Here is a 24,096-nt window from a genome sequence, read left to right on the forward strand (position 1 = left end):
TTTACATCTTTATTATTAGAAATAATATACCCAATGAATTTTGACTTGAAAGACGATTGGTATAAAACCAACTGTGAATATTTTTCCAGCCGATATCAGCGGCATCCTTATCACTACCGTGCTTTTTTATAACACTGCTCGATATATGGCTGAAATCGGTTGGACACAGACATGTTTCAAACAAAAAGAAAAATCCGTATAATCCCCCTCCTGCAAAGGATCCGTATAGAAAATCTACAGCCAATTAATCGGCAATGTGAGAAGTCGCAATGAATCAAAAAGATACGAGAAAAGAGACACTTGAATTCAACAAACTCCAGAAACGCCTGCGGAGAAACGTTGGTAATGCCATCATTGATTACAATATGATTGAAGATAACGATGTTGTAATGGCATGTATTAGTGGCGGCAAGGATTCATTCGCGATGTTAGATATTCTGTTGAATCTGCAAAAAGCGGCACCAATAAAATTCAAAGTCGTTGCAGTAAACCTTGATCAGAAACAGCCTGGCTTCCCTGAACACATTTTACCCCAATATTTTGAAAGCCTGGATATTCCATACTACATTGTTGATAAAGATACCTATTCTGTTGTTAAAGAGAAAATTCCTGAAGGCAAAACTACCTGCGGATTGTGTTCAAGACTACGTCGCGGCACCCTCTATTCTTTTGCAGAAAAAATCGGGGCAACAAAAATTGCGCTGGGACATCATCTTGATGACATCGTTGAAACGCTGTTCCTGAATATGTTCCATGGCGCACGTATGAAAGCGATGCCGCCAAAATTACGCTCTGACGATGGCCGTAATGTTGTCATCAGGCCGCTGGCATATTGCAGGGAAACAGACCTGATTGAGTATGCGGAAAGCAAAAAATTCCCAATCATTCCTTGCAACTTATGTGGTTCCCAAGAAAACTTACAGCGACAGGCGATCAAAGCAATGCTAGTAGATTGGGATAAGAAAACACCAGGCCGAGTGGAGAATATTTTTAAGTCTATTCAGAATGTTAGCCCAAGCCAACTGGCAGACAAAACGATTTTCGATTTTGTCAACTTGCCATTGCATCGTGAGGGAGAAAGGGAAGAGTATGCTTTTAACGAAGCAGTGGTATCGTCAACGAATATTAATGAATCACTGTTTATCGATGTGACAAACATTTAAAACTAAGCAGTTTTGGTACAGGTGGCTTAAACTCCGTCAAAAAAATAGCCGATACTAAAACAAGTATCGGCATAATTAATGAGCAATTATTCTGTGTAAAACTCAATATGAGAAAAACTACAATTATGGAGCACAACGTTCAACGCTGTATTCACCTGCGGAAACTATGATGCCTTAATTATGGCAACCAATCATTGATTTATCTCAAATCCTATAGCCATTTACTTCGCCTTAACCACCACGCAAAAGCCACCATTAATAGTGACAACAAAAGCGTGAACAAACCAAACCCAAACCGATACTCATTACCGGGTATTCCGCCCAAGTTGACACCGAACAATCCAGTCAAAAAGGTGGTTGGCAAGAATACCATCGCCAATAGAGACATCATGTAAGTACGGCGGTTCATGGCATCCGCCATCATGGACGTGATTTCATCAGCAAGAACTGCGGTTCGGGCAATACAACCATCAAGATCATCTATTCCCCTACCCAACCGATCAGCAATCTCTTGCATTAAACGGCGCTCTTCATTATTCATCCAAGGCAATTTTTCACTGGCCAAACGGATAAAAATATCCCGCTGTGGTGCCATATATCGGCGCAGAACGATTAGCTGTTTACGCAGTAATACTAATTCTCCGCGGCCAGGAACTTTCTGTTCCAAAATATCATCTTCAAACTCAATCAGGTTGTCATGTAGCTCTTCAATAAAATCATTGGCTTCATCAGTAATGGCCCCCGCTATTTCTACCAACCAATTCCCTGTACTTTTCGCACCAACACCGTTATGCAAATCAGCCAAGACCTGATCGATAGAATGAATTTTTCGATGCCGGCTGGAGATAATAATTTTGTCATTAATATAGATGCGAAATGAAACCAGATGATCGGGACGCGCATTATCATTACGGTTCACCGATCTCAAGGTAATCAAAGTTCCTTCACCTGTGCGCACGACCTTTGGACGGATATTATCACTCACTAACCCCTCCTTTACTGGGAACGGTAGCAAGGTTGTATTCATAATCCATTGATGGCTAGCCGGATTTTTATAATCAAGATGTTGCCACACTGGTTGCTCTGCGGTTACGAGTGAATTATCCCCAAATGCGGTAACACCTCCCTTGCCATTTAATTGACAGGCATAAATTGCATTTGAACCTTTAAATACCGAGCCATAGATAGCTTCCACATCTGCTCCTTATTTGTACTTAAATTTCGCGCTTACTCTTCATGCTCAATTGTGTTACAGGATATGACTATAGGCGATATCTTCAGGATTAGTGATCGGGTATCCTTTTAACCACGATTTGATCCATCGACCATTGGTATAGTGACTTTCTTCAATACGGTATTTTTTTGATAAATAAATTATAAGATATTGTTAATTAAAAGAAGGATGAATATTTTATTTCTTTTTGTGGGCAAGATCGCACTATTCCTTTACACTGGCGGCGTAGTTTACTTTTTAGAGAGATTAAATCATGACACAAACAGTCAAGTTTCAAGGTGGTGATATCACCGTTAATGGAGATTTTCCACAAGCAGGTCAGGCAGCAAAAGAATTCACGCTAGTTGCCAAAGATCTCGCTGATGTAACATTGAGCCATTACGCAGGTAAACGTAAAGTGCTTAATATCTTCCCAAGCATTGACACCGGTGTTTGTGCCACATCTGTCCGTAAGTTCAACCAACTTGCCAGCGAATTAGATAATACTGTTGTGCTGTGCATTTCAGCGGATTTGCCTTTCGCGCAGTCTCGTTTCTGTGGTTCTGAAGGACTGTCTAATGTTGTCACTCTTTCTACACTGCGTGGCGGGAAATTTCAGGAAGATTACGGCGTTGCAATCAGCGAAGGCCCATTGGGTGGACTGACTGCACGCGCTGTTGTTGTTCTGGATGAAAATAATCAAGTTATTTATAGCCAGTTGGTCGATGAAATCACCAATGAACCTGACTATGACAGCGCGTTAGCCGCATTGAAGTAATTGTTTTTTTAAGGTTTAGTGTTTAAATCTTATTGCCTGGCGACGATAAAATCACAATTTATCATTTTATCGTCGCCAGCTTATTTCATATATAAGATATTGTTAAAAGCCGTAATACTTCAGTTATTATTCACCGTCTTCATGTTCAACTAAGTGTTTTTTACCATTCAGACCATATTCACGTAATTTATTGGCGATTGCCGTGTGAGAAACACCAAGCCGTTTTGCCAGCTTACGCGTACTGGGGTAATGACGATAAAGACGTGTCAGCACAGAGCGTTCAAAACGCTTGCTGATTTCATCCAAAGATCCCACCAAAATATCTTCATTAAATGTTACCTCAGCTTCTAGTTCGGGCAGCCGGATATCCTGCGGGCTAAGTTTGTTACTCTCAAGTTGAGTCAAAGCCTGATATATCGCATTACGAAGCTGTCTAACATTACCTGGCCAATGGTAACCACACAAAAACTGCTCTAAATCAGCAGAGAATTTAGGCTTATGTAAGCCCTGTTCTTGCGCAAAACGTGTTACAAAATAGTCTGCCAATGGCATGATATCCGCCTGACGTTCCCGCAAAGGCGGTAATGTGATGGTTAAGACATTCAGCCGATAGTAGAGATCTTCCCGAAACGCCCCTTTTTGTACCAACTCCATTAAGTTTTTCTGCGTGGCGCAAATGATCCTGACGTTTACTTTAACTTCATTCTCTTCACCTACACGACGAAATGTTCCATCATTCAAGAAACGCAGTAATTTAGTCTGCATCTGTGGCGACATTTCACCAATTTCATCTAGCAAAACCGTACCGCCATTAGCCTGTTCAAAGAATCCTTTTTTACCTTCCAATGCATTGGGGTAGGCTCCCGCCGCATAACCAAACAGTTCACTTTCTACAACATCATCCGGCATAGAAGCACAATTTAGCCCAAGAAAAGGCTGTTTTCCCCTTGCACTGCGCAAATGACAGGCTTTAGCAAATTCATCTTTTCCTGTTCCTGTTTCACCAACAAGCAGCAAGGGAACATCGAGCATTGACATCTTACGGGCTTGCTCAACGATATGAACCATTTTAGGACTGACAGCAATAATCTGTTCAAAAGCATTATCATCACTTACGGTTAATTTTTTGCGTGATGATTCAATATGCCCCGTTGGCTGATGTTCACCAGAACGCAGCATAATTACCGCCCCTGCACATCTGACAACTTGATTTTCATCCGTTAATTGCATAGGAATAATATCCATCCCATACTTTTGCTCTTTGATGGAGAGTTGTGCTGAATGGGGTTGATGATGCTCACTTTCAAGCCAGCGAAGGAAATTGTAATTGTTAATCAGATGGCTAATGTTTTTTTGGCTAATTTTTTCTTTACTGACACCAAACAGTGCCAAAGCCGCAGAGTTAACCAGTTCAACATTGCCTTTCATGTCAATAGAAAAGATGGGGTCGGGAATCGATTCCAACAATGTCCACATCGCCCGATGCTCTTTTTCTGATGGCATAAAGGCAACTGTCCTGACATCAATGACGCCATTGATACGGCGAATTTCTGCCATCAACTCCCGAAAGATATTGAAATCAATTTGAGTGAAATTAAGGTAAATACGACATGCAGGAGAAATTTCAATTCCTTTCAGGTCAATATTTCGTAAAACCAGTAAATCAAGTAACTCGCGGGTTAACCCAATTCGATCCTGACAAGTAACTTCCAATCGCATTTTTCTGACCTTATTGACACGATGTTCTTAACTGCCTGAAATGTTACCCGTTACTATCCAATAGATGAAGCCCTTGTCAGCAAAAGTTTACAAGAAAATAAGATGTCAACCTGGTATGACATTTGTTATTAATTTGCTTACTTTTTTATTGCCTCTTTGGCTGTGCTTTTGTTTTTCATTGGTAACGTATTTTTAAGCTGAGCAAGTAATTGGTGGCGAAAATCGCCTAACTTCGGTTTATTTCCATCAATCCACGGCAAAGGCCGACACAATTCCATTGCCTTGATGCCCAAACGGGCTGTCAGCAACCCTGCACCAATCCCTTGTGCGGCACGTGCAGAAAGACGAGCCGCAATGTCTTGTGACAACCAGTCCATACCCACTTCCCTGACTAACTCTGAGGCTCCTGCAAAGGCAATATTCAGCAATACTAACCGAAATAAGCGAATACGGCTGAAATAACCTAACTCGATACCATAAAGCGCTGCAATACGATTAATGAGCCGAATGTTTCTCCAGGCAATAAAAGCCATATCCACGATAGCCAATGGACTAACAGCGATCATCAGAGCCGATTCCGCAGCTGAGCGACTGATCTCTTGCCTGGCTTGCGTATCCAGGACAGGCTGAACTAATTGGCTGTATAGCATGACAATTTCACGATCATTGTGCGTCTCATGCACGGCAGCCTGCCAACGCTGTAATGCCGGATGTTGTCGTTCAATGCCAGCCTGTTCTGCTAATTTTTCACAAAATTGCTTTCCCTTGCCAATGCCATGACTTTGCAATAGCGTTTTCGCCGTGTCTCGCTCTTCTGTACGCTGCCGTAAATGGTGAAGACGCCGCCATTCTTTTATCACGCTGCCTATTCCCGCAAACACAATCATACTGCCTGCTGCTGCGATCCCCAGTGCAATCCAGTCATGTTGCCGCCATGCCTGGTAGATCCACTGAATACATTGGGCAACAACACTCATCCCCAATAACAGGACAGCACTGATAAAAACTTTTCGCCAGAAACTACGTTTTGGTTTCAGCGCAGCATACACTGCACCTTCAAATTCGCTTTCCTTCTCCTCCGCTTCCCGCTCTGACATAACCGGATAGAATTCTTCTTCCTGCCCAATAAATTCTTTTTTTGCTTTTAGTGATGGCTCAGACGCTGTTTGTGTAAGATCGTCAAAATCCATTCGCGGTTTTAAAGGCTCGGTCATGTTAATTTGTCTCCCAATAAAAATTCCATCACGCTATCCATGCGAATATGGGATAACGGGGTGTTAACATTGGCTTGTTTTGGCCGAAATAATTCAAAATTAAACCCCTGTTTCTGCCAGAATTCACTATTCGGCAAGCGCTGTGGCACTTCACCTGGAAAAAATGTCAATAACTTATCATCTGACAAGCGATTGCCTTTGATAGCAGGGATTTTTTCACCTTTATGCATGACAATACCGCTCTCTGTTGCCTGAACAGATGCAAGCCCTACACAATCCATGCTGATCCCTTCAAACGCCGCATTTTGCCATGCCTCCTGTACCAAATGCTGTAAGAGTGAAACGAGATTGGCATGTTGATCTGACGTAATATGATCTGCTTTGCTGGCAGCAAACAGCAACTTATCGATGCAAGGCGAAAATAAACGACGAAACAGTGTTCGTTTACCATAATGAAAACTTTGCATAAGTTGTGTTAATGCAAGTCGCATGTCATTGAAAGCTTGCGGGCCACTATTTAATGGTTGCAAGCAATCCACCAGCACAATTTGCCGATCAAAACGCAGAAAATGCTCTTTATAGAACGCCTTAACGATATGATCACAGTAATAAGCAAAACGCTCACGCAACATGCCGATATTGGTGTGTTTATCCGCCTTTGCCAGTTGTGGCTCTCCGATGCTGTCAATATCCGGCCACGGGAAAAATTGCAGCGCGGGTGCTCCCGCCAAATCACCCGGTAAGATAAAACGGCCAGGTTGGATAAAATGCAAACCTTGCTGTTTACATTGATGCAGGTAGTCCGTATAAGCCTGAGCGATTTTGGCCAGTAAATTTTCATCAGCTGGCGCCAGTGGATCACATTGCTGGCATAACGCTAACCATGGCTTAGCCCAATTTGCTCTTTCTCCTTTCAGTAATCCATGCATATGCCGTGACCACGCCAGATAATTTTGTTCCAGCATGGGTAAATCCAATAACCATTCGCCCGGATAATCGACAATTTCTAAATAAAGGGTTGAAGTTTCTTTGAGGTAGCGAAACAGGGAATCTTCAGAACGATAGCGCAACGCTAAACGTATTTCACTTACACCACGGGTTGGCGTCGGCCAGTTAGGCGGAGTGTCATATAATTCTGCGATGTTTTCATCATAGGTAAAACGAGGCACCCCAAAATCTCGCTGTGGCACTCGCTTCACACCAAGCAAACGCCCATCACGCACAGCAGAAAACAGCGGCAATCTGGCTCCACTGTGAACATGCAAAAGTTGGTTTACCAAGGAAGTAATAAATGCGGTCTTTCCACTGCGACTTAATCCTGTTACCGCCAGTCGCAAATGACGGTCCATACCACGATTAACAAGTGCTGTCAGTTCGTTTTGTAACCGTTTCATGTTTCTCCTAAATGGGAATACCGTGAATCAGTCTCATCTGGCCTGTAGCAACGGAAATAATGGCAAATTTTGCCGATGTTACAAGCCAGATCCCATGCTATATCCACTGTCTGGTTACAACTCAAAGCTGGCGGAAACGGCTACGCACATTGTAAGTATCAGAAGTCACATAGCGTTCCATTTGACGTAAACGTGCTTCGCTTGCTTTCAATTGGTCGTCTATTTCGTCCAACATCTTCTGTGCTGATGGTCCTCTATACTTTTCCTCTGCTGAATATCCCGCAGGTGCGGGATCCATGACAAAGGTCAAGATAATATAAGCCAATACCGTTATGCCAAATAGACCAAAGAACAACGATAATACTGCGATGGTACGAATAAGCGGAGCGGGTACGTCAAAATAGTCTGCCAGTCCGGCACAAACTCCTTTAACTACCCCCTGCTCTGGCAGACGGTAAAGTTTTCGACGGTATTGATTTGACATTATGACTGTCTCCAATTTGGATGCTCTGCGTCGAGGATATCTTCTAACGTTTTGATCCGTTCTTGCATACGTCTGGCGTTCTCCGTCAACTGTTCCAAACGCTGAATTTCACTGTTCCCTAACTGATCCCGATTGCTGTTACGGTGGCTATAATGCAGCCACAACCAGATGGGTAAGACAAAAAGCACAAAAATGATCAGCGGGATCCCAAGAAATATATAGCCCATTATCTTTCCTTAGTTATGTATGACATATGTCATCATTGAGAATCTTTGATATTCATTTTAGCTTTCAAGGCCGCTAGTTGTGCACTGATTTCATCATCTGCCTTCAATTCTGCAAATTGTTGGTCGAGTGATTTCTGTTTACCCAACCCAAACGCTTCTGCCTCCGCTTCCATATGGTCTATCCGACGTTCAAACTGTTCGAAGCGCGCCATTGCCTCATCGATTTTACCACTATCCAACTGACGGCGTACCTGGCGCGAAGATGCCGCAGCCTGATGACGCAGTGCCAATGATTGTTGTCTCGCACGCGCTTCTGTCAATTTATTTTCAAGCTCTGTCACTTCGCCTTTAATACGTCCCAGCGTCTCATCCAGAATGGATAATTCGTGTGTGAGTGATTCAACTAAGCTAGTGACTTTTTGTTTTTCAATCAATGCTGCACGCGCTAAATCTTCTTTACCCTTGCTCAATGCCAGTTCAGCTTTTTCTTGCCAACCATCAATTTGGTTTTCACCCATGCTAATGCGGCGCAAAAGCTGTTTTTTCTCTGCCAGGGTACGGGCAGAAGTCGAACGGATCTCCACCAATGTGTCTTCCATTTCCTGAATCATCAAACGGATCATTTTCTGTGGATCTTCTGCTTTATCCAGCAGAGAAGAGATATTGGCATTCACGATATCAGCAAAACGAGAAAAAATACCCATAGTCATAAACCTCTTTCATTAGAATGTATGTTGTTGTGCCTGTGTATTGTTAAAACGGATACAAGATAAGGCACTTAACTAATACAAGATACATGCCAAAATACAAGATACATGCCAACTTTCTTGTTTTTGTTATCTAACTGAAATTATTGAAATATTTTTTTGTTTGCTTTTTTATCGCAATTAGCTAGCTTAGTAAAGTTAACCAATTTCTGGCGAAAAATACCATGTCCCAGTTCATTGATAATCTATTAGGTGAAACAAACTGTTTTATTGAAGTTTTGGAACAAGTCTCCGCATTAGCGAAGTTGAACAAACCTGTTTTAGTTCTGGGGGAACGAGGAACAGGTAAAGAGTTAATTGCCCGCCGATTACACTATCTGTCCCCACGTTGGCAAGGCCCTTTCATTTCCCTAAATTGTGCAGCACTCAACGAAAATTTGCTTGACTCAGAACTATTTGGTCATGAGGCGGGTGCATTCACTAGCGCTCGTTCAAAACACCAAGGACGCTTTGAACGAGCCGATGGCGGAACCTTGTTTCTTGACGAACTCGCTACTGCGCCCATGCAAGTACAGGAGAAATTATTACGTGTCATTGAATATGGCCACCTGGAGCGTGTTGGCGGCACTCAGTCATTACAAGTTAACGTACGTTTGATCTGTGCCACCAACGAAGATTTACCTGCCATGGCTGCCTGTGGAAAATTCAGGGCCGATTTGCTCGATAGGCTCGCGTTCGACGTGGTTCATATCCCACCATTACGCCAGCGGCAACAGGATATTATGCTACTGGCACAAAATTTTGCGATTCAGATGTGCCGTGAGTTGGAATTGCCATTCTTCCCTGGATTTACTGACGAAGCTAAACAACTGCTACTTTCCTACCACTGGCCTGGCAATGTTCGCGAATTAAAGAATGTCATCGAACGCTCTATTTACCGACATGGTAATAGTGAAAATGAATTAAACACAATCATCATCAACCCCTTTTCACTATCGCAACAACCGACTCCCCTAGCCACTGAGAGTGAGATGAACCCTGCCTGCCTTCCCAAATTACCCCTTGATTTAAGACAATGGCAAAACGACAGCGAAAAGAGTTTAATCAAACAGGCTTTGACAGAAAGTCAATTCAATCAAAGAAAGGCGGCTGACAAACTCAATTTGACTTACCACCAATTCCGCGGGTTAATCAAGAAACACCGTATTGATGTTAATGGCAAGATAGAGTAGACAGATAAAAAAGTAGCCGGCACCCGAGCCGGCTAATAAAAAATACTGGAAGCAATGTGAGCAATGTCGTGCCTCTCCTGATATACAGACTTGCTATTGCAAGGTGTATCCCTGAAAGCACATGAGAATGATAATACTTATCAATTACACTTGTAAAGTATTTTATTGAGAATTTTTCTCATTATCGTGATCTGTCCGTTGTTTTTGAGCAGAAAGCGTTAATTAAGTTACAATGGCCAAACTCTTTTTTATGACTGACATTTTATATGCGTTATTTGATTTACTGGATTATATTATTGATTTCCGCCCCTACCCTGGCGGCCAAGAATGCGACTCCAGAAACGGTTGCGGAACCCATTCCAGAATCGAGGTCAAACAATGCCTCGGAAAACTTGCCTCATATTTCTGCCTCCTTACGGCAGAACGGTTTTATTTATTGCGTTAATGGCAATTTGAATACGTTTAACCCCCAAATGGCTATCAGCGGCTTGACTGTAGATACGCTTGCTGCACAGATTTACAATCGCCTGTTGGGCGTTGATCCTCTGACCTATCGTCTGGTTCCTGAACTCGCTACCGATTGGGAAGTTCGGGATAACGGCGCAACTTATCGCCTTCACCTGCGCCATAATGTTGCTTTCCAATCAACCGATTGGTTTACACCAACCCGCACAATGAATGCTGATGATGTCGTTTTCAGTTTCCGTCGTGTCTTCGATAAAACACACGATTATCATGATGTTAATGGTGGACACTATCCCTATTTTGACAGTTTGCAGTTTGGTGATTCAGTAAAAAATATCCGCAAGATCAACCAATATACTGTCGAATTTCATCTTAATGCACCCGATGCTTCTTTTCTCTGGCACCTGGCCACCTACTATGCACCTATACTGTCCCAAGAATATGCTGAGAAATTGCAACAAATAAATCGACAGGGGCAAATAGATTGGAAACCTGTCGGAACAGGTCCCTTCATGCTGGAAGATTATCAGATGGATCAATTTATCCGCCTTGTTCGCCATGATAAGTATTGGAAAGGTCAACCGCACATGGAACAAGTCGTTATAGACACGGGGGCTGTTGGTACAGGTAGGATCTCAAAATTACTCACGGGTGAATGCGATGTACTGGCTTATCCCGATGCTAATCAGTGGAATATTTTACATGATGATCCCAATCTGCGTCAGATGTTACGTTCAGGCATGAATATCGCTTATCTCGCATTTAATACCAGTAAACCGCCACTGGATCAGTTAGCCGTTCGTCAAGCCATTGCTTATGCCATCAATAACCAACGCCTGATGAAATCCATTTACTATGGTACGGCAGAAACAGCAGCTTCTATTTTACCTCGGGCATCATGGGCGTATGATAATCGTGCTGAGATCACTGAATATAATCCTGAAAAATCCCGCAAGATGTTAAATGAATTGGGATTAAATGGGTTGGAATTAACGTTATGGGTGCCAACGGCTTCACAATCCTATAACCCAAGCCCGCTGAAAATGGCGGAACTCATTCAGGCTGATTTGGCACAAGTGGGTATTAAGATGTCTATCCGTCCCGTCGAAGGCCGTTTTCAGGAAAACCAACTCATGGACAAAACCCATGATATGACGCTGGCAGGCTGGTCTACTGATAGCAATGATCCTGATAGTTTTTTCCGCCCATTATTGAGCTGTGCCGCCATTGCGTCGCAAACGAATCTAAGCCGTTGGTGTAATTCAGATTTTGATGAAGCCCTGCATGAGGCCTTATTAAATCAACAACTGGCTTCACGCATCAAAAATTATCATGTTGCACAAGAAATTCTCGCGCAGCAATTACCCGTGTTACCTCTGGCTTATTCGATGCGTTTACAAATCTCTCGTTATAACATTCAAGGATTGGTGCTCAGCCCGTTTGGTAATAGTTCCTTTGACAAAGTTTACCGCGAACAAGAAGCCACCGTTCCTGATGAAAATAAAAAAGGAAGCCAATGATTATTTATATCCTGCGTCGTTTGTTGCTTCTGGTTGTGACGTTATTTTTTCTTTCATTAATCAGTTTCAGCCTGATGTATTTCACACCTCATGGTGCCTTGAGTGGCGCATCACTGTCAGACGCTTACGTATACTATTTCCGTAGCTTACTCCAATGGGATTTTGGTATTTCCAGAATTAATGGGGAACGGATTATCGAACAACTGTATACTGTTCTCCCGGCCACGATGGAGCTGTGTGTCCTCTCTTTTTCCATGGCATTGCTAATTGGCATCCCTCTTGGGATTATTGCGGGTGTCTGGCGCAATAAAAAAGTCGATATCATTATCAGTACATTTTCCCTATGCGGTTTTTCCATTCCTGTTTTCTGGCTGGCGTTGCTGCTGACCCTGTTTTTCTCACTTTATTTAGGCTGGCTGCCTGTCTCAGGACGTTTTGATTTACTCTATCGGATGGAGCCTGTCACTGGTTCTGCACTGATTGATGCCTGGCTATCAAAGTCACCCTATCGCAATGAAATGATCATGAGTGTTATTCTGCATATGATCCTGCCCGTTATGACACTGGCCGTTGCGCCTACTACCGAAGTTATCCGTTTGATGCGCAATAGTGCAGAAGAGGTTTCAGGTGAAAATTATATCAAGTCGGCAGCAACACGCGGTTTATCACGGTTTACTATCATTCGTCGCCATTTATTGCATAATGCTTTGCCGCCTATCATCCCTAAGTTGGGGTTACAATTTTCAACCATGCTCACATTAGCGATGGTGACAGAGCAAGTCTTTAACTGGCCTGGTTTAGGGCGCTGGCTCATTAGCGCTATCCGCCAGCAGGATTATTCCGCAATCTCGGCGGGCGTCATGGTGGTAGGCTCGTTGGTTATTTCCGTTAATATTCTGACAGATATTATTGGTGCAATGGCTAATCCCTTAAAGCATAAGGAATGGTATGCCGTTAGATAATTTTTACCGTGAAAAGAAAATGCCGTCGCCATTAAAAGTTATCTGGCGATTTTTCTATGCCGATATATTAGCAATGACAGGTTTTTATGGGGTGTTAATTTTAATTGCACTGTGCCTGTTGGGTGATCTTTTCGCCCCATATCGGCTTGACCAACAATTCATGTCCCAACTGATGCCACCTTCATGGTCACATCACGGTAATGTCGCCTTTTTTCTTGGAACTGACGATCTTGGCCGTGATATTTTCAGCCGTCTATTGATTGGCACGTCGTCCACATTTGGGGGAGCATTGATAGTCACTGCGGCGGCAGCCATTGTAGGATTAATCATTGGTAGCCTTGCCGGTATGACTCACGGCTTGAAATCGGCGGTGATGAACCATATTCTTGATACCTTGCTCTCTATTCCTTCATTGCTGCTGGCCATCATTGTGGTTGCTTTTGTTGGCGCTAGCCTGCACCATGCCATGATTGCCGTTTCACTGGCATTACTGCCAAGAATAGTACGTACTGTTTATACTGCTGTACATGACGAACTGGATAAAGAATACATTATTGCAGCGCGTCTGGATGGCGCTTCAAACTACCATATTTTACGTTATGCCGTTCTCCCCAATATCACTGCGGTGATAGTCAGTGAATTAACCCGTACCCTCTCCATCGCTATTCTTGATATTGCCGCACTGGGATTTCTCAACCTTGGGGCACAACTACCTTCTCCCGAATGGGGAGCTATGCTGGGAGATTCACTAGAATTGATCTATGCTGCACCCTGGACTGTTATGTTACCTGGAGCAGCAATTATGCTCAGCGTTTTGCTGGTTAACTTACTGGGTGATGGTCTACACCGCGCTATTAACGCAGGAGTCGAATGATGCCATTACTTGATATTCGAAACCTCACCATTGAATTCATGACAGCGGAAGGCCCCGTCAAAGCTGTTGACCGAATGAGTATTTCACTGACAGAAGGTGAGATATTGGGTTTGGCTGGCGAATCAGGCTCAGGCAAGAGTCTGATCGCCAAAGCGATTTGTGGCGTCACAAAAGATAACCTCAAAGTAACCGCAGATCGTTTCCGTTTTAACGACATTGATTTATTGCGCCTGACACCACGGCAGCGCCGTAAGGTGATTGGGCACAATATTTCCATGATTTTTCAGGAGCCACAATCATGTCTCGATCCATCAGAAAATATTGGTAAACAGATTATTCAATCTATTCCTGGATGGACGTACAAAGGCCGTTGGTGGCAGAGATTTAATTGGCGAAAACGCCGCGCAATTGAGTTACTACACCGTGTTGGTATTAAAGATCACTCCGACATTATGCACAGTTACCCTTACGAATTAACAGAAGGTGAATGTCAAAAAGTGATGATTGCCATTGCGCTTGCCAACCAGCCACGCTTGCTGATTGCTGATGAGCCGACCAATGCAATGGAACCAACGACCCAGGCACAAATATTCCGTTTACTGTCGAGCCTCAATCAGAACAACAACATGACTATTTTATTAATCAGCCATGACCTGCAAATGATGAGTAAACTGGTCAAACGTATCAATGTGCTGTATTGCGGTCAGACAGTGGAAAGCGCCATACCAGATGAGTTATTGGTGAAACCTTATCATCCCTATACACAAGCCTTGATCCGTTCAATACCTGATTTTGGTAGTCCGCTACCACACAAAAGTCGGTTAAACACGCTATCTGGCGCTATTCCATCACTGGAACATTTGCCGGTAGGTTGCCGTTTGGGGCCACGTTGCCCTTATGCACAAAAAACCTGTATCGCAACCCCACGGCTACGGGTCATTAAGAGCCATGCATTCGCCTGCCATTTCCCTTTGAATATGGAGGAATCGTAAGTGGTTGAGACACTGCTGGAAGTTAAAAACCTGACTAAAACATTTCGCTATCGAACCGGACTATTTCGCCGTCATCAACTTGACGCCGTAAAACCAGTGAGCTTTACCCTACAATCGAAAAAAACCCTCGCTATCCTTGGCGCAAATGGTTCTGGTAAATCTACACTCGCGAGAATGTTATCAGGGGTTATTGAGCCAAGTTCAGGTGAAATTCTGATTAACGGTCATAAGCTGTCTTACGGAGATTATAGCTACCGCAGCCAGCGCATTCGTATGATTTTTCAAGATCCCAGCACCTCACTGAATCCTCGTCAGCGCATTGGTCAGATTCTGGATATGCCATTAATTTTGAATACGAAGTTATCTCCCTCCGAACGGGAAAAACGTATCAACCAAACATTACGTCAGGTCGGTTTATTGCCAGATCATGCCAATTATTATCCACATATGCTTGCATCAGGGCAGAAACAACGCGTGGCTTTAGCACGAGCTCTAATATTGCAACCACAAATCATTGTTGCAGACGAAGCCCTGGCATCCCTTGATATGTCGATGCGTTCCCAAATCATTAACTTAATGCTGGAGTTACAGGAAAAACACGGTATTTCATATATCTATGTCACCCAGCATCTCGGTATGATGAAACACATCAGCGATCAAGTACTGGTCATGCATCAAGGGGAAGTTGTCGAGCGTGGCAATACAGCAGAGGTTCTGGCTTCTCCGCTGCATGATATTACACGCAAATTGATAGCCAGCCATTTCGGTGAAGCCCTGTCTGCTGAAGCATGGCGACAGGATATCACCTGATGTTTTTATTGGATGTATTTTAATCACTGATCGGAACAGAACGGGAAACTCACCACATTTTCCTCCGGCATGGTAGAATCATTCCCGTTTATTCACCATAAATACCGTAGTTATGGTTAGAGATTTATTATTTCTGTTTATCCATGACTTTTGGTGTTTGATCACAAAGAACAATTTTGATCATAAAGAACAATTAAGGATACTGCTATGGGTTTCATGACCGGCAAGCGCATTCTCATTACTGGCGTCGCCAGCAAACTGTCTATTGCTTATGGAATTGCCAAGGCAATGCACGATCAGGGAGCAGAGCTGGCTTTCACTTACCAAAATGACAAGTTGAAACCTCGCGTCGAAGAATTCGCCGCATCACTGAATTCAAATATCGTTCTGCCATGTGACGTGGCTGAAGATGAAAGTATCGACGCATTGTTCGCTGAATTAGGCAAAGTATGGCCTAAATTCGATGGTTTTGTTCACTCTATCGGTTATGCACCGGCTGACCAGCTTGATGGTGATTATGTTAACGCTGTTAACCGTGAAGGTTTCAAAATTGCCCACGACATCAGCGCATACAGCTTCGTCGCAATGGCGAAAGTCTGCCGTAATATGTTGAATCCAGGTTCTGCCCTGCTTACCTTGAGTTATTTGGGTGCTGAGCGTGCCATTCCTAACTATAACGTAATGGGTCTGGCAAAAGCCTCCCTGGAAGCAAACGTACGTTATATGGCAAATGCAATGGGGGTTGAAGGTATTCGTGTTAATGGTATCTCTGCTGGCCCAATCCGTACTCTGGCAGCTTCTGGTATCAAAGATTTCCGTAAGATGCTGGCACACTGTGAAGCGGTTACACCTATTCGCCGCACTGTGACAACAGAGGATGTCGGTAATGCGGCTGCCTTCTTGTGTTCAGATCTGGCTGGTGGTATTAGCGGTGAGATCTTGCATGTTGATGGCGGTTTCAGCATCGCGGCCATGAATGAATTAGAGTTAAAGTAATAGCCTGTTAAAAACAGTTCCAGCCATAACATTATGGGTGGGACTGTTTTTTTATTATTAGTCTATTCTGACAGCATGAAATTGATGTGCTGGAGTAACTATCCTATCTTGTGCAGCAACAATCTGTAATTCATATTCCTCACTCTTTTGCGTTTCCAACATCACTTCGTAAACCGCAGCGGCAACATGTTCTAAGGCAGCTTGTAATGCTTCATTTGTCAAAGAAGGGTTTTTTAATAGATCAGCGAGAAACAAACCACTCGTTAAATCACCAACACCAACTGGCTGACGTGCTCCCGTATCAATTAATGGGCGGCTAACGTGCCAACTATGCTCTTTAGTTACCAAAAGCATTTCAAAACAATCGGCCTGATAACCTGCACGACTCAAATGCTTAACCAATACAATTCTGGGACCTTTTTCACATAACTCACGCGCAGCGGATATCGCTTGTTCTACGCTGCTAATTTTTCGCATCGCCAATGTTTCAAGCTCCAGCAAATTAGGTGCAATAACATCACTGGCTGGCAGAGCTTTATCACATAAAAATTCTGCAACGCCCGGAGCAACTATGCATCCTTTTTCTGGATGTCCCATGACAGGGTCACAGAAATACCATGCATCAGGGTTGGCTTCTTTCACCTGCTTCACGATATCAAGGATATAATTTCCCTGCTCCGCAGAACCAATATAACCACTCAAAACTGCATTACAGGATGCGAGTTTATTTATTTCACCTATTCCCTGCACGATTTCCGCCAAGTGTTCCGGCGGCATGACACAGCCACGCCATTGAGGATATTGGGTATGGTTTGAAAATTGAACCGTATTTAATGCCCATACGTTCACTCCCATACGACGCATCGGAAAAACAGCCGCACTGTTTCCAGCATGGCCAAAGACAACATGAGACTGAATTGAAAGAACATTATTCATAATAAGGCCTAGTTTATTATTTTTAATTTATGAATGGATAATATTTATAAAGACACCAGATACATTAAGGGCAACATTATCGTTGCCCTTAAGAATATCAGTTAATTATTTCCAATTGACGAGACAATAATGTTTTTTACCACGGCGTAATAAGCTATAACGCCCAAATAAACAATCACTATCCGTAAATACATACATAGGTTCGGATTGTTTTTCACCGTTGATGGAAACCGCATTAGAACTGATCATAGTACGTGCCTGCCCACGGGAAGGAACAAATTCGGCGGTGACCAATGCTTGTTGCAGATCAGCACCTTTTTCAAGTTCAATTGTTGGCATTCCATCTTGTGCTAATTGGGCAAAATCTTCTTCGGTCAAATCGGCAATGGCTCCTGAGAATAAACTCTCGGTGATACGCTTCGCCGCTGCAAGACCTTCTTCACCATGCACCAGACCGGTAACTTGTTCTGCCAGTACATATTGGGCACGAGGCGCTTTACCACTGTTTTTATCTTCTTCTTCCAGTGCATTAATTTCTTCAATGCTCATGAAAGTAAAGAATTTCAAGAAACGGTAAACATCTGCATCTGCTGTATTAATCCAGAACTGGTAAAATTTGTACGGACTCGTTTTCTTCGGATCCAACCAAACTGCCCCACCCTCTGTCTTACCAAATTTAGTTCCATCTGATTTGGTGATAAGTGGCACGGTCATGCCAAACACTTGTTTCTGGTTTAAGCGACGCGTCAAATCGATACCTGAAGTAATGTTGCCCCATTGGTCTGATCCACCAATCTGTAATTCAACACCATATTCTCTATTCAAATTTGCAAAGTCATAAGACTGCAATAGGTTATAAGAAAATTCAGTGTAGGAAATACCAACATCATCACGGTTAAGACGTTGTTTCACCGCTTCTTTGTTGATCATCTGGTTTACGGAAAAATGCTTACCGATATCACGCAGGAAGGTCAGCACATCCATTTGACCAAACCAATCGTAGTTATTGGCTAACTCTGCACCATTTTCACCCTCGAAACTAAGGAACGGAGAAACCTGGTTACGAATTTTCTCAACCCACTCTTTGACCGTTTCCCCTGTATTCAATTTACGTTCGGTTGCTTTAAAGCTTGGATCACCAATCAATCCTGTCGCCCCACCAACCAACGCAATAGGTTTGTGTCCAGCAAGTTGGAATCGTTTTAAACACAGCAAGGGAACCAGATGGCCCAAATGCAAGCTGTCAGCGGTAGGATCGAAGCCACAATAGAGAGAAACCGGACCTTGCGCCAGTCTCTCAGCTAACGCCTCTTCATCCGTTACCTGGGCAACAAGGCCCCGCTCTTGCAGTTGTTTAATCAGGTTATTGCTAGACATTAATAACTCCATCAGTTTGTATACTTTGCTTATATTTTTATACGCGTCTTTCATGTTGCCGCCTTGTTAGCTACGCCGCAACTTGAAATCTATTGGGTATATAAGCATCTCGTGATAAACAAGTGCTATAGCATAAAACGCCAGTTATATAAGTGCCAGTATTAAAAACAGTAATTATTTCCCCTATTTTGCAATTCACTGCCCTGATTGGCTGTAATTTGCAATTTAAGGGGCCAAACGGTCAATATTCCACTTATCACCATCACGTTGATACAGGAAACGATCATGAAGACGATGGGCTCCGCCCTGCCAAAATTCAACTGAGTCAAATTTGACTTTGAATCCTCCCCAAAAACTAGGGAGAGGAACTTCACCATTCTGGAATTTCTGTTTTAACTCCAAAAACTTCCCTTCCAAAATGCTTCTGGCTGATACCTTTGAAGATTGTTGGGAAGCCCAGGCTGCAATTTGGCTATCCCTCGGACGGCTATGGAAATATTTTACAACCTCAACCGGGGATAAGCGCTCAGCTCTGCCGAGAAAACTGACCTGTCGTTCCAATTGATACCAAGGAAAATGGAGGCTGATCCGGTTATTCTGGGTCAGATGTTTTGCCTTGCGACTGCCAAGATTGGTATAGAATATCAAGTGATCAGCATCGAAATGTTTTAATAGAACGATGCGTTGATAAGGTTGCCCATGCTCATCGACTGTCGCAATACACATTGCTGTCGGATCGCTGAGCTTCGCTTCACAAGCCTGCTTTAACCAACGTTCAAAAAGTTCAATTGGTTCTTCAGTAAGATCTTTTCGCCTTAACCCACCACGTATATATTCCCTGCGCAGTTCTGCAATATCGGTTTCATTATTCTCTGACATTTCTAACTCTCTATTTATTAATGAGTATTAGCATACCATTGTTATCTGTTAGCTAACTGCCGTCTTTTAATTAATAATGACCATCCGTTAATTGATCATTATCCAACCAATTATCTGACAACCGGATAAATTGCTCCTAAAATCGTTTCTCTATCCGCACCTGTGACTGATGGTAAATTACCCGACAACCCAGACATTGTTCGGAATGCTAGCCAGGCAAATGCCAGTGCTTCCATGTCGTCACCACTCAAACCATATTTGTCTGTTGTGGTCACTTCAGTACCTGGCAATAAAGCCGATAGCCGATTCATCACGAATGGATTACGCGCCCCGCCACCACATACCAGAAGACGATCACACCCACCACTTAGCCTAACTTGCTGAGCAACGCTTACAGCCGTTAGTTCAGCTAATGTGGCTTGAACATCCACGGGTTCAACATCAGGGAAATCAGCCAACTGTTTTTCCAACCATGCCATATTAAAATATTCACGCCCTGTACTCTTCGGTGCTGTACGTGCGAAATAAGGATCAGAAAGCATTTTCTGGAGTAAAGAAGCATTAACAGTCCCTTCATTGGCCCACTGTGCATCTTTATCATAAGGTAATTGCTTATGCCGCCATGTCCAAGCATCCATCAACATATTGCCCGGCCCGGTGTCATATCCCTTAACGGCTGAATTAGGCAGAAGTGCTGAGATATTTGCTATTCCGCCAATGTTTAAAATAACACGCCTTTCTGTCGGATGGCCCAATACAGCCATATGGAATGCAGGCACCAAAGGGGCACCCTGGCCACCATAAGCCATGTCACGCCGTCTGAAATCACCAACCGTTGTGATATTGGTAAGTGCTGCCACTCGGTTATTGTCACCAATTTGCATAGTAAAAGGTTTTTCACCGTCCGGCTCATGCCATACAGTCTGCCCGTGACATCCAATTGCTATAATATCATTTGCAGTCAACCCTGCTTTATTCAGTAACCCTTGAACAGCTTCCGCAAAGAGAGTGCCAAGCTCATAGTCAAGTCTCCCGACCATTGATAATGTCGTCTGCTGCCCTTGACAAATGGATAGCAATTTTTGCTTAAGCTCTTGCGGAAAAGGATAACTATAACTCTCTTGCTGAGTCACAGCCTTATCACTGATCTCCGCCAAAATAACATCAACCCCATCCATGCTGGTGCCAGACATCACACCAATATAACATCCTGACTTCATAAACATTTCCCCCATTGAATAATGGATCATATTTTACATGTGGATTACATTTAATCTTGCGTAAACGATAAAATAACGATCATTATCAGGGATAAAATCTGAGTTTTGGAAAGCTCTTCACAAAACCTGCTAAGCTTTTGGTCAGGAATTATTCTTTTCGTTCATTGTGAACATTTATTACGATGTAGACATGCATCATTAGTAGCCGAACACTTGGTGATAAGTTTATTATCAAGCTTCCCTGTCGGGTATTAAAATTAGGAGTGACTATGTTAAAACGTTTCCTGGTTGGTGCAATTGTAGTAACCACATTGTCTGGCTGTGCAGACATGGGAGCACTTTCTAGTGATACTTACTCTATTGGTCAAGCCAAACAAGCTCAAACCGTGACCTATGGAACCATTCTGTCTGTACGACCCGTCACGATTAAAGGCAAACAAGCCGGTGATCCTAATATGTTGGGTCTCATTGGTGGTGCTGTTTTGGGAGGGCTGCTAGGTAATACAGTCGGTGATGGTTCTGGTCAAAGGCTTGCCACAGCCGCCGGTGCTATTGCTGGCGGTTTAGCCGGCCAAAGAATCGAAGGTACTTTAGACCAAACGAAAGGTGTTGAGCTAGAAATTCGTATGGACAGTGGAAAAAATCTTATCATAGTACAAAAATTGGATAGCGTCGTATTCAGCAGAGGGCAACGCGTCAAGATCGCAAACAGCGGAAATTCTTTGACTGTATCACCTCTTTGAAATACTCAAATAAACAAGACAAAAAATCGCGGCTTACCAGTAACAAATATCCGGGCCGCGATTTTATTATTATAGTTTAATTCTTATATTACCTGTTTGTGCAATTGGTTAATATTTTTTTCAATTTTCTTTATTACAGAAGCAAGTAGAATTAACTCATCATGAGTAATTCCTTCCAAAATTTCTTTTCTGGTCGAATCAATAACACTATCTACTTCTCTAATAAAATTTTCCGATTCTTTGGTTAATTTGATTCTTTTTGCACGTCTATCATTAGCACATGTATGACGTGTAATCAGTTTCTTTTCTTCTAATTGATCAAGCGTTCTCACCAAAGAGGGTTGTTCAATACCAATAGCTTTTGCTAACTGTATCTGTGACTGCTCTGGTGGTAGTTGACTAATATTGTATAGAGTAACCCAATGCGTCTGAGTTAATTTCAACGGTTTCAAACGATGATCAATTAAAGCGCGCCAAACACGGACTAAACGTGCCAGATCTGATCCCAATGTCAATTCCAATTACCCCTCCTTATAATTAGAGACTCATATAACATCAATGAATTATCCAATCAGTTTATTCATATGAATAATGGATACGCACCCCTATATCATGCTTACATTAGCAGAGTCAGCAAGTTCGCTAATTACCTAATTAGTGTCGCGTTGGCTTGTTACTCAAAGTTGACATTTTCGTCGCCCTGAAGAGCGAAATTGTATGGCGTACAGAATAATATCGCGCATTAATCCACCAACGATATAAACTGTATAAAATAATCCTCCAACTAAACTATTGAAATTCTAGATGTCAACAAAAAATACCCTCCTAAATATATACACTTCCACTCGACCAAAGTTCTATAAGAATAACCGCCATCCAAATACTAATCTATATATTTTTACATTAATATCATTTTTCTCTTACAGAGATTAGTCGCCTCATAATAAATAATATAAAAAACAACAAGATAACAAATTGATCGTTTTTCATTCAATAAATAATTCTTTAATTATAAATTTTTACTGGAATGGCTAATATAGGTAACAGAAATAATATTTTGAAATGACTTATGTCAAATAAAAGAAATGTAACATAAATAATATATCATTTATCACTAGTAATATTTCTTATTTTTGCGATCATCCTAAACTGTAATTCATATATACGCATTAAACTTCAAGTTGCAATTTACAACACGCTATGAAATCTGATTTCTTCCCCGCTTCGCGGGGAGAAATCACACACATCTTGAAGTTAGATTGGTATAAATGATACTTTTTAGACAACTCAGAATGAAATTAAAATAAATCGGATTGTTTTGAAATGATATTTTCTTCATCTCTCTTACTTCTTAACTCCCTTAGTTTTCTCTGATGACATAACCGCAATATTTCTCTTTTTTCACCATCCGATAATTTCATCCATATAAATCGCTCTTCTCTACTGCGATAGCATCCTCGGCAAAAACCACGGGGATCAGATTCACAAACGCCTCGGCAAGGGTTTGGAATAGCAAAGAATTCTAATTGTTCAGCCATCTTCCCCCCTACCTCTAAGCTTATCAAACATTCCAAAAATAAGACTGTTTGTTGGCCAGTATAAACTTCAGCCATAATATTTCAAAACAAAATGGTAACAACCAAAATAAGCCGGATAATTTGAATTATTTGATCTATACACGCTATAGTAATCAGGCACATACAGATAGGTGGGCAAAGTTTTGCAATAAGGCTATATTTCGCAATAAAACTATAAATATCAGGAGGTAATCATGCGTTTACTCCACACTATGATCCGTGTAGGCCATATGCAGCGTTCGATTGATTTCTATACTCAGGTAATGGGGATGCGTTTACTTCGCACCAGCGAAAATCCAGAGTATAAGTATTCTCTCGCGTTTGTTGGTTATACCGATGAAAGTCAAGGCGCCGTTATTGAGCTAACCTATAATTGGGGTGTTGAAAACTATGAAATGGGAACCGCATTTGGGCATATCGCCTTGGGTGTTGACGACGTTGTGGCAACCTGTGAACGCATCAAACGTGCTGGAGGGAAAGTAGTTCGTGAAGCAGGGCCGGTTAAAGGTGGAACAACTATCATTGCATTCGTTGAAGATCCCGATGGCTATAAGATTGAACTTATCGAAAATTCAAGTGCCAGCAATGCATTAGGCAACTAACTCTATCAATAG

24 protein-coding genes are annotated in these 24,096 nt (G+C 42.5%); 11 read left to right on the forward strand and 13 right to left on the reverse strand.

Features of this window, described 5'->3' with window-relative positions; genetic code table 11:
- The first annotated feature begins 269 nt into the window (after positions 1-269).
- Positions 270-1,163: a tRNA 2-thiocytidine(32) synthetase TtcA gene (gene ttcA / locus WDV74_RS09360; RefSeq protein ID WP_189761323.1), complete on the forward strand. Its 894-nt coding sequence runs from the start codon at positions 270-272 to the stop codon at positions 1,161-1,163.
- Positions 1,164-1,374: 211 nt separating this feature from the next.
- Here ttcA and zntB read toward each other — a convergent pair whose 3' ends face one another.
- Positions 1,375-2,358, reverse strand: coding sequence for a zinc transporter ZntB (gene zntB, locus WDV74_RS09365; RefSeq protein WP_338882452.1), 984 nt, complete (start codon positions 2,356-2,358; stop codon positions 1,375-1,377).
- A 292-nt stretch (positions 2,359-2,650) separates the two neighbouring features.
- Between zntB and tpx the strand changes: the two genes are divergently transcribed.
- On the forward strand, positions 2,651-3,154 hold the full coding sequence (tpx, locus tag WDV74_RS09370) for a thiol peroxidase (protein WP_273558169.1): 504 nt from the start codon (positions 2,651-2,653) through the stop codon (positions 3,152-3,154).
- Between the two features lie 126 nt (positions 3,155-3,280).
- On the opposite strand, the gene tyrR is transcribed toward tpx, so the two are convergent.
- The 6 genes from tyrR to pspA all read right to left on the reverse strand — a co-directional run bounded on the left by tyrR (position 3,281) and on the right by pspA (position 8,896).
- Complete coding sequence (gene tyrR / locus WDV74_RS09375) at positions 3,281-4,873, reverse strand: transcriptional regulator TyrR (RefSeq protein ID WP_338882453.1); 1,593 nt, start codon at positions 4,871-4,873, stop codon at positions 3,281-3,283.
- Positions 4,874-5,010: 137 nt separating this feature from the next.
- Positions 5,011-6,087 (reverse strand): YcjF family protein, encoded by a 1,077-nt coding sequence (locus tag WDV74_RS09380; RefSeq protein ID WP_338882455.1) that lies wholly within the window; start codon positions 6,085-6,087, stop codon positions 5,011-5,013.
- Positions 6,084-7,481, reverse strand: coding sequence for a YcjX family protein (locus WDV74_RS09385; RefSeq protein ID WP_338882456.1), 1,398 nt, complete (start codon positions 7,479-7,481; stop codon positions 6,084-6,086). The genes WDV74_RS09380 and WDV74_RS09385 overlap by 4 nt, the downstream gene beginning before the upstream one ends.
- A 121-nt stretch (positions 7,482-7,602) precedes the next feature.
- Positions 7,603-7,965 (reverse strand): envelope stress response membrane protein PspC, encoded by a 363-nt coding sequence (gene pspC / locus WDV74_RS09390; protein ID WP_273558172.1) that lies wholly within the window; start codon positions 7,963-7,965, stop codon positions 7,603-7,605.
- Positions 7,965-8,192, reverse strand: coding sequence for an envelope stress response membrane protein PspB (gene pspB, locus WDV74_RS09395; protein WP_338882457.1), 228 nt, complete (start codon positions 8,190-8,192; stop codon positions 7,965-7,967). The genes pspC and pspB overlap by 1 nt, the downstream gene beginning before the upstream one ends.
- 32 nt (positions 8,193-8,224) lie before the next feature.
- Positions 8,225-8,896: a phage shock protein PspA gene (gene pspA / locus WDV74_RS09400; protein ID WP_273558174.1), complete on the reverse strand. Its 672-nt coding sequence runs from the start codon at positions 8,894-8,896 to the stop codon at positions 8,225-8,227.
- 227 nt (positions 8,897-9,123) lie between these two features.
- Here pspA and pspF point away from each other — a divergent pair, with 227 nt between their 5' ends.
- From pspF to fabI, 7 genes are all read left to right on the forward strand, one after another.
- A complete protein-coding gene (gene pspF / locus WDV74_RS09405) occupies positions 9,124-10,131 on the forward strand; it encodes a phage shock protein operon transcriptional activator (RefSeq protein ID WP_338882458.1) in 1,008 nt (335 codons plus the stop codon).
- 266 nt (positions 10,132-10,397) lie between these two features.
- Positions 10,398-12,116, forward strand: a complete 1,719-nt coding sequence (gene sapA / locus WDV74_RS09410; RefSeq protein WP_338882459.1) for an ABC transporter substrate-binding protein SapA — start codon at positions 10,398-10,400, stop codon at positions 12,114-12,116.
- On the forward strand, positions 12,113-13,078 hold the full coding sequence (gene sapB / locus WDV74_RS09415; RefSeq protein WP_338882461.1) for a putrescine export ABC transporter permease SapB: 966 nt from the start codon (positions 12,113-12,115) through the stop codon (positions 13,076-13,078). Before sapA ends, sapB begins: the two co-directional genes overlap by 4 nt.
- Positions 13,065-13,952 (forward strand): putrescine export ABC transporter permease SapC, encoded by an 888-nt coding sequence (gene sapC / locus WDV74_RS09420; protein ID WP_338882464.1) that lies wholly within the window; start codon positions 13,065-13,067, stop codon positions 13,950-13,952. Before sapB ends, sapC begins: the two co-directional genes overlap by 14 nt.
- Positions 13,952-14,944, forward strand: a complete 993-nt coding sequence (gene sapD, locus WDV74_RS09425) for a putrescine export ABC transporter ATP-binding protein SapD (RefSeq protein WP_338885572.1) — start codon at positions 13,952-13,954, stop codon at positions 14,942-14,944. Before sapC ends, sapD begins: the two co-directional genes overlap by 1 nt.
- Positions 14,945-15,754: a putrescine export ABC transporter ATP-binding protein SapF gene (gene sapF, locus WDV74_RS09430; RefSeq protein ID WP_338882466.1), complete on the forward strand. Its 810-nt coding sequence runs from the start codon at positions 14,945-14,947 to the stop codon at positions 15,752-15,754.
- Between the two features lie 207 nt (positions 15,755-15,961).
- Entirely contained in the window at positions 15,962-16,750 is a 789-nt protein-coding gene (fabI, locus tag WDV74_RS09435; RefSeq protein WP_338882468.1) for an enoyl-ACP reductase FabI, read from the forward strand.
- A 57-nt stretch (positions 16,751-16,807) separates the two neighbouring features.
- Here the strand turns inward: fabI and pdxY are convergent, their stop codons facing one another.
- From pdxY to anmK, 4 genes are all read right to left on the reverse strand, one after another.
- Positions 16,808-17,686, reverse strand: coding sequence for a pyridoxal kinase PdxY (pdxY, locus tag WDV74_RS09440; RefSeq protein WP_338882469.1), 879 nt, complete (start codon positions 17,684-17,686; stop codon positions 16,808-16,810).
- A 105-nt stretch (positions 17,687-17,791) separates the two neighbouring features.
- Complete coding sequence (tyrS, locus tag WDV74_RS09445) at positions 17,792-19,063, reverse strand: tyrosine--tRNA ligase (protein WP_338882470.1); 1,272 nt, start codon at positions 19,061-19,063, stop codon at positions 17,792-17,794.
- Between the two features lie 225 nt (positions 19,064-19,288).
- On the reverse strand, positions 19,289-19,942 hold the full coding sequence (gene pdxH / locus WDV74_RS09450) for a pyridoxamine 5'-phosphate oxidase (protein ID WP_338882471.1): 654 nt from the start codon (positions 19,940-19,942) through the stop codon (positions 19,289-19,291).
- Between the two features lie 110 nt (positions 19,943-20,052).
- Entirely contained in the window at positions 20,053-21,162 is a 1,110-nt protein-coding gene (anmK, locus tag WDV74_RS09455) for an anhydro-N-acetylmuramic acid kinase (protein WP_338882473.1), read from the reverse strand.
- A gap of 269 nt (positions 21,163-21,431) precedes the next feature.
- On the opposite strand from anmK, the gene WDV74_RS09460 reads away from it, so the two are divergent.
- Positions 21,432-21,905, forward strand: coding sequence for a glycine zipper 2TM domain-containing protein (locus WDV74_RS09460; RefSeq protein WP_338882475.1), 474 nt, complete (start codon positions 21,432-21,434; stop codon positions 21,903-21,905).
- 83 nt (positions 21,906-21,988) lie between these two features.
- Here WDV74_RS09460 and slyA read toward each other — a convergent pair whose 3' ends face one another.
- Complete coding sequence (gene slyA / locus WDV74_RS09465; protein ID WP_338882476.1) at positions 21,989-22,426, reverse strand: transcriptional regulator SlyA; 438 nt, start codon at positions 22,424-22,426, stop codon at positions 21,989-21,991.
- A 777-nt stretch (positions 22,427-23,203) separates the two neighbouring features.
- Positions 23,204-23,443, reverse strand: coding sequence for a DUF1289 domain-containing protein (locus WDV74_RS09470; RefSeq protein WP_338882477.1), 240 nt, complete (start codon positions 23,441-23,443; stop codon positions 23,204-23,206).
- Between the two features lie 233 nt (positions 23,444-23,676).
- On the opposite strand from WDV74_RS09470, the gene gloA reads away from it, so the two are divergent.
- Positions 23,677-24,084, forward strand: coding sequence for a lactoylglutathione lyase (gloA, locus tag WDV74_RS09475; RefSeq protein WP_338882479.1), 408 nt, complete (start codon positions 23,677-23,679; stop codon positions 24,082-24,084).
- Positions 24,085-24,096 lie beyond the last annotated feature (12 nt).

The organism is Xenorhabdus sp. TH1 (genome assembly GCF_037260955.1).
Lineage (GTDB): Bacteria > Pseudomonadota > Gammaproteobacteria > Enterobacterales > Enterobacteriaceae > Xenorhabdus > Xenorhabdus griffiniae.

What these genes read in the sequence shown, in the direction of transcription:
- pspC (WP_273558172.1), bottom strand. Translation starts at nt 7,965, where the DNA reads ATGTCAAATCAATACCGTCGAAAACTTTACCGTCTGCCAGAGCAGGGG.
- pspF (WP_338882458.1), top strand. Translation starts at nt 9,124, where the DNA reads ATGTCCCAGTTCATTGATAATCTATTAGGTGAAACAAACTGTTTTATT.
- WDV74_RS09380 (WP_338882455.1), bottom strand. Translation starts at nt 6,087, where the DNA reads ATGACCGAGCCTTTAAAACCGCGAATGGATTTTGACGATCTTACACAA.
- sapA (WP_338882459.1), top strand. Translation starts at nt 10,398, where the DNA reads ATGCGTTATTTGATTTACTGGATTATATTATTGATTTCCGCCCCTACC.
- ttcA (WP_189761323.1), top strand. Translation starts at nt 270, where the DNA reads ATGAATCAAAAAGATACGAGAAAAGAGACACTTGAATTCAACAAACTC.
- WDV74_RS09470 (WP_338882477.1), bottom strand. Translation starts at nt 23,443, where the DNA reads ATGGCTGAACAATTAGAATTCTTTGCTATTCCAAACCCTTGCCGAGGC.
- WDV74_RS09460 (WP_338882475.1), top strand. Translation starts at nt 21,432, where the DNA reads ATGTTAAAACGTTTCCTGGTTGGTGCAATTGTAGTAACCACATTGTCT.
- tyrR (WP_338882453.1), bottom strand. Translation starts at nt 4,873, where the DNA reads ATGCGATTGGAAGTTACTTGTCAGGATCGAATTGGGTTAACCCGCGAG.
- sapB (WP_338882461.1), top strand. Translation starts at nt 12,113, where the DNA reads ATGATTATTTATATCCTGCGTCGTTTGTTGCTTCTGGTTGTGACGTTA.
- WDV74_RS09385 (WP_338882456.1), bottom strand. Translation starts at nt 7,481, where the DNA reads ATGAAACGGTTACAAAACGAACTGACAGCACTTGTTAATCGTGGTATG.
- pdxH (WP_338882471.1), bottom strand. Translation starts at nt 19,942, where the DNA reads ATGTCAGAGAATAATGAAACCGATATTGCAGAACTGCGCAGGGAATAT.
- fabI (WP_338882468.1), top strand. Translation starts at nt 15,962, where the DNA reads ATGGGTTTCATGACCGGCAAGCGCATTCTCATTACTGGCGTCGCCAGC.
- anmK (WP_338882473.1), bottom strand. Translation starts at nt 21,162, where the DNA reads ATGAAGTCAGGATGTTATATTGGTGTGATGTCTGGCACCAGCATGGAT.
- sapD (WP_338885572.1), top strand. Translation starts at nt 13,952, where the DNA reads ATGCCATTACTTGATATTCGAAACCTCACCATTGAATTCATGACAGCG.
- pdxY (WP_338882469.1), bottom strand. Translation starts at nt 17,686, where the DNA reads ATGAATAATGTTCTTTCAATTCAGTCTCATGTTGTCTTTGGCCATGCT.
- tyrS (WP_338882470.1), bottom strand. Translation starts at nt 19,063, where the DNA reads ATGTCTAGCAATAACCTGATTAAACAACTGCAAGAGCGGGGCCTTGTT.
- pspA (WP_273558174.1), bottom strand. Translation starts at nt 8,896, where the DNA reads ATGGGTATTTTTTCTCGTTTTGCTGATATCGTGAATGCCAATATCTCT.
- gloA (WP_338882479.1), top strand. Translation starts at nt 23,677, where the DNA reads ATGCGTTTACTCCACACTATGATCCGTGTAGGCCATATGCAGCGTTCG.
- tpx (WP_273558169.1), top strand. Translation starts at nt 2,651, where the DNA reads ATGACACAAACAGTCAAGTTTCAAGGTGGTGATATCACCGTTAATGGA.
- sapC (WP_338882464.1), top strand. Translation starts at nt 13,065, where the DNA reads ATGCCGTTAGATAATTTTTACCGTGAAAAGAAAATGCCGTCGCCATTA.
- pspB (WP_338882457.1), bottom strand. Translation starts at nt 8,192, where the DNA reads ATGGGCTATATATTTCTTGGGATCCCGCTGATCATTTTTGTGCTTTTT.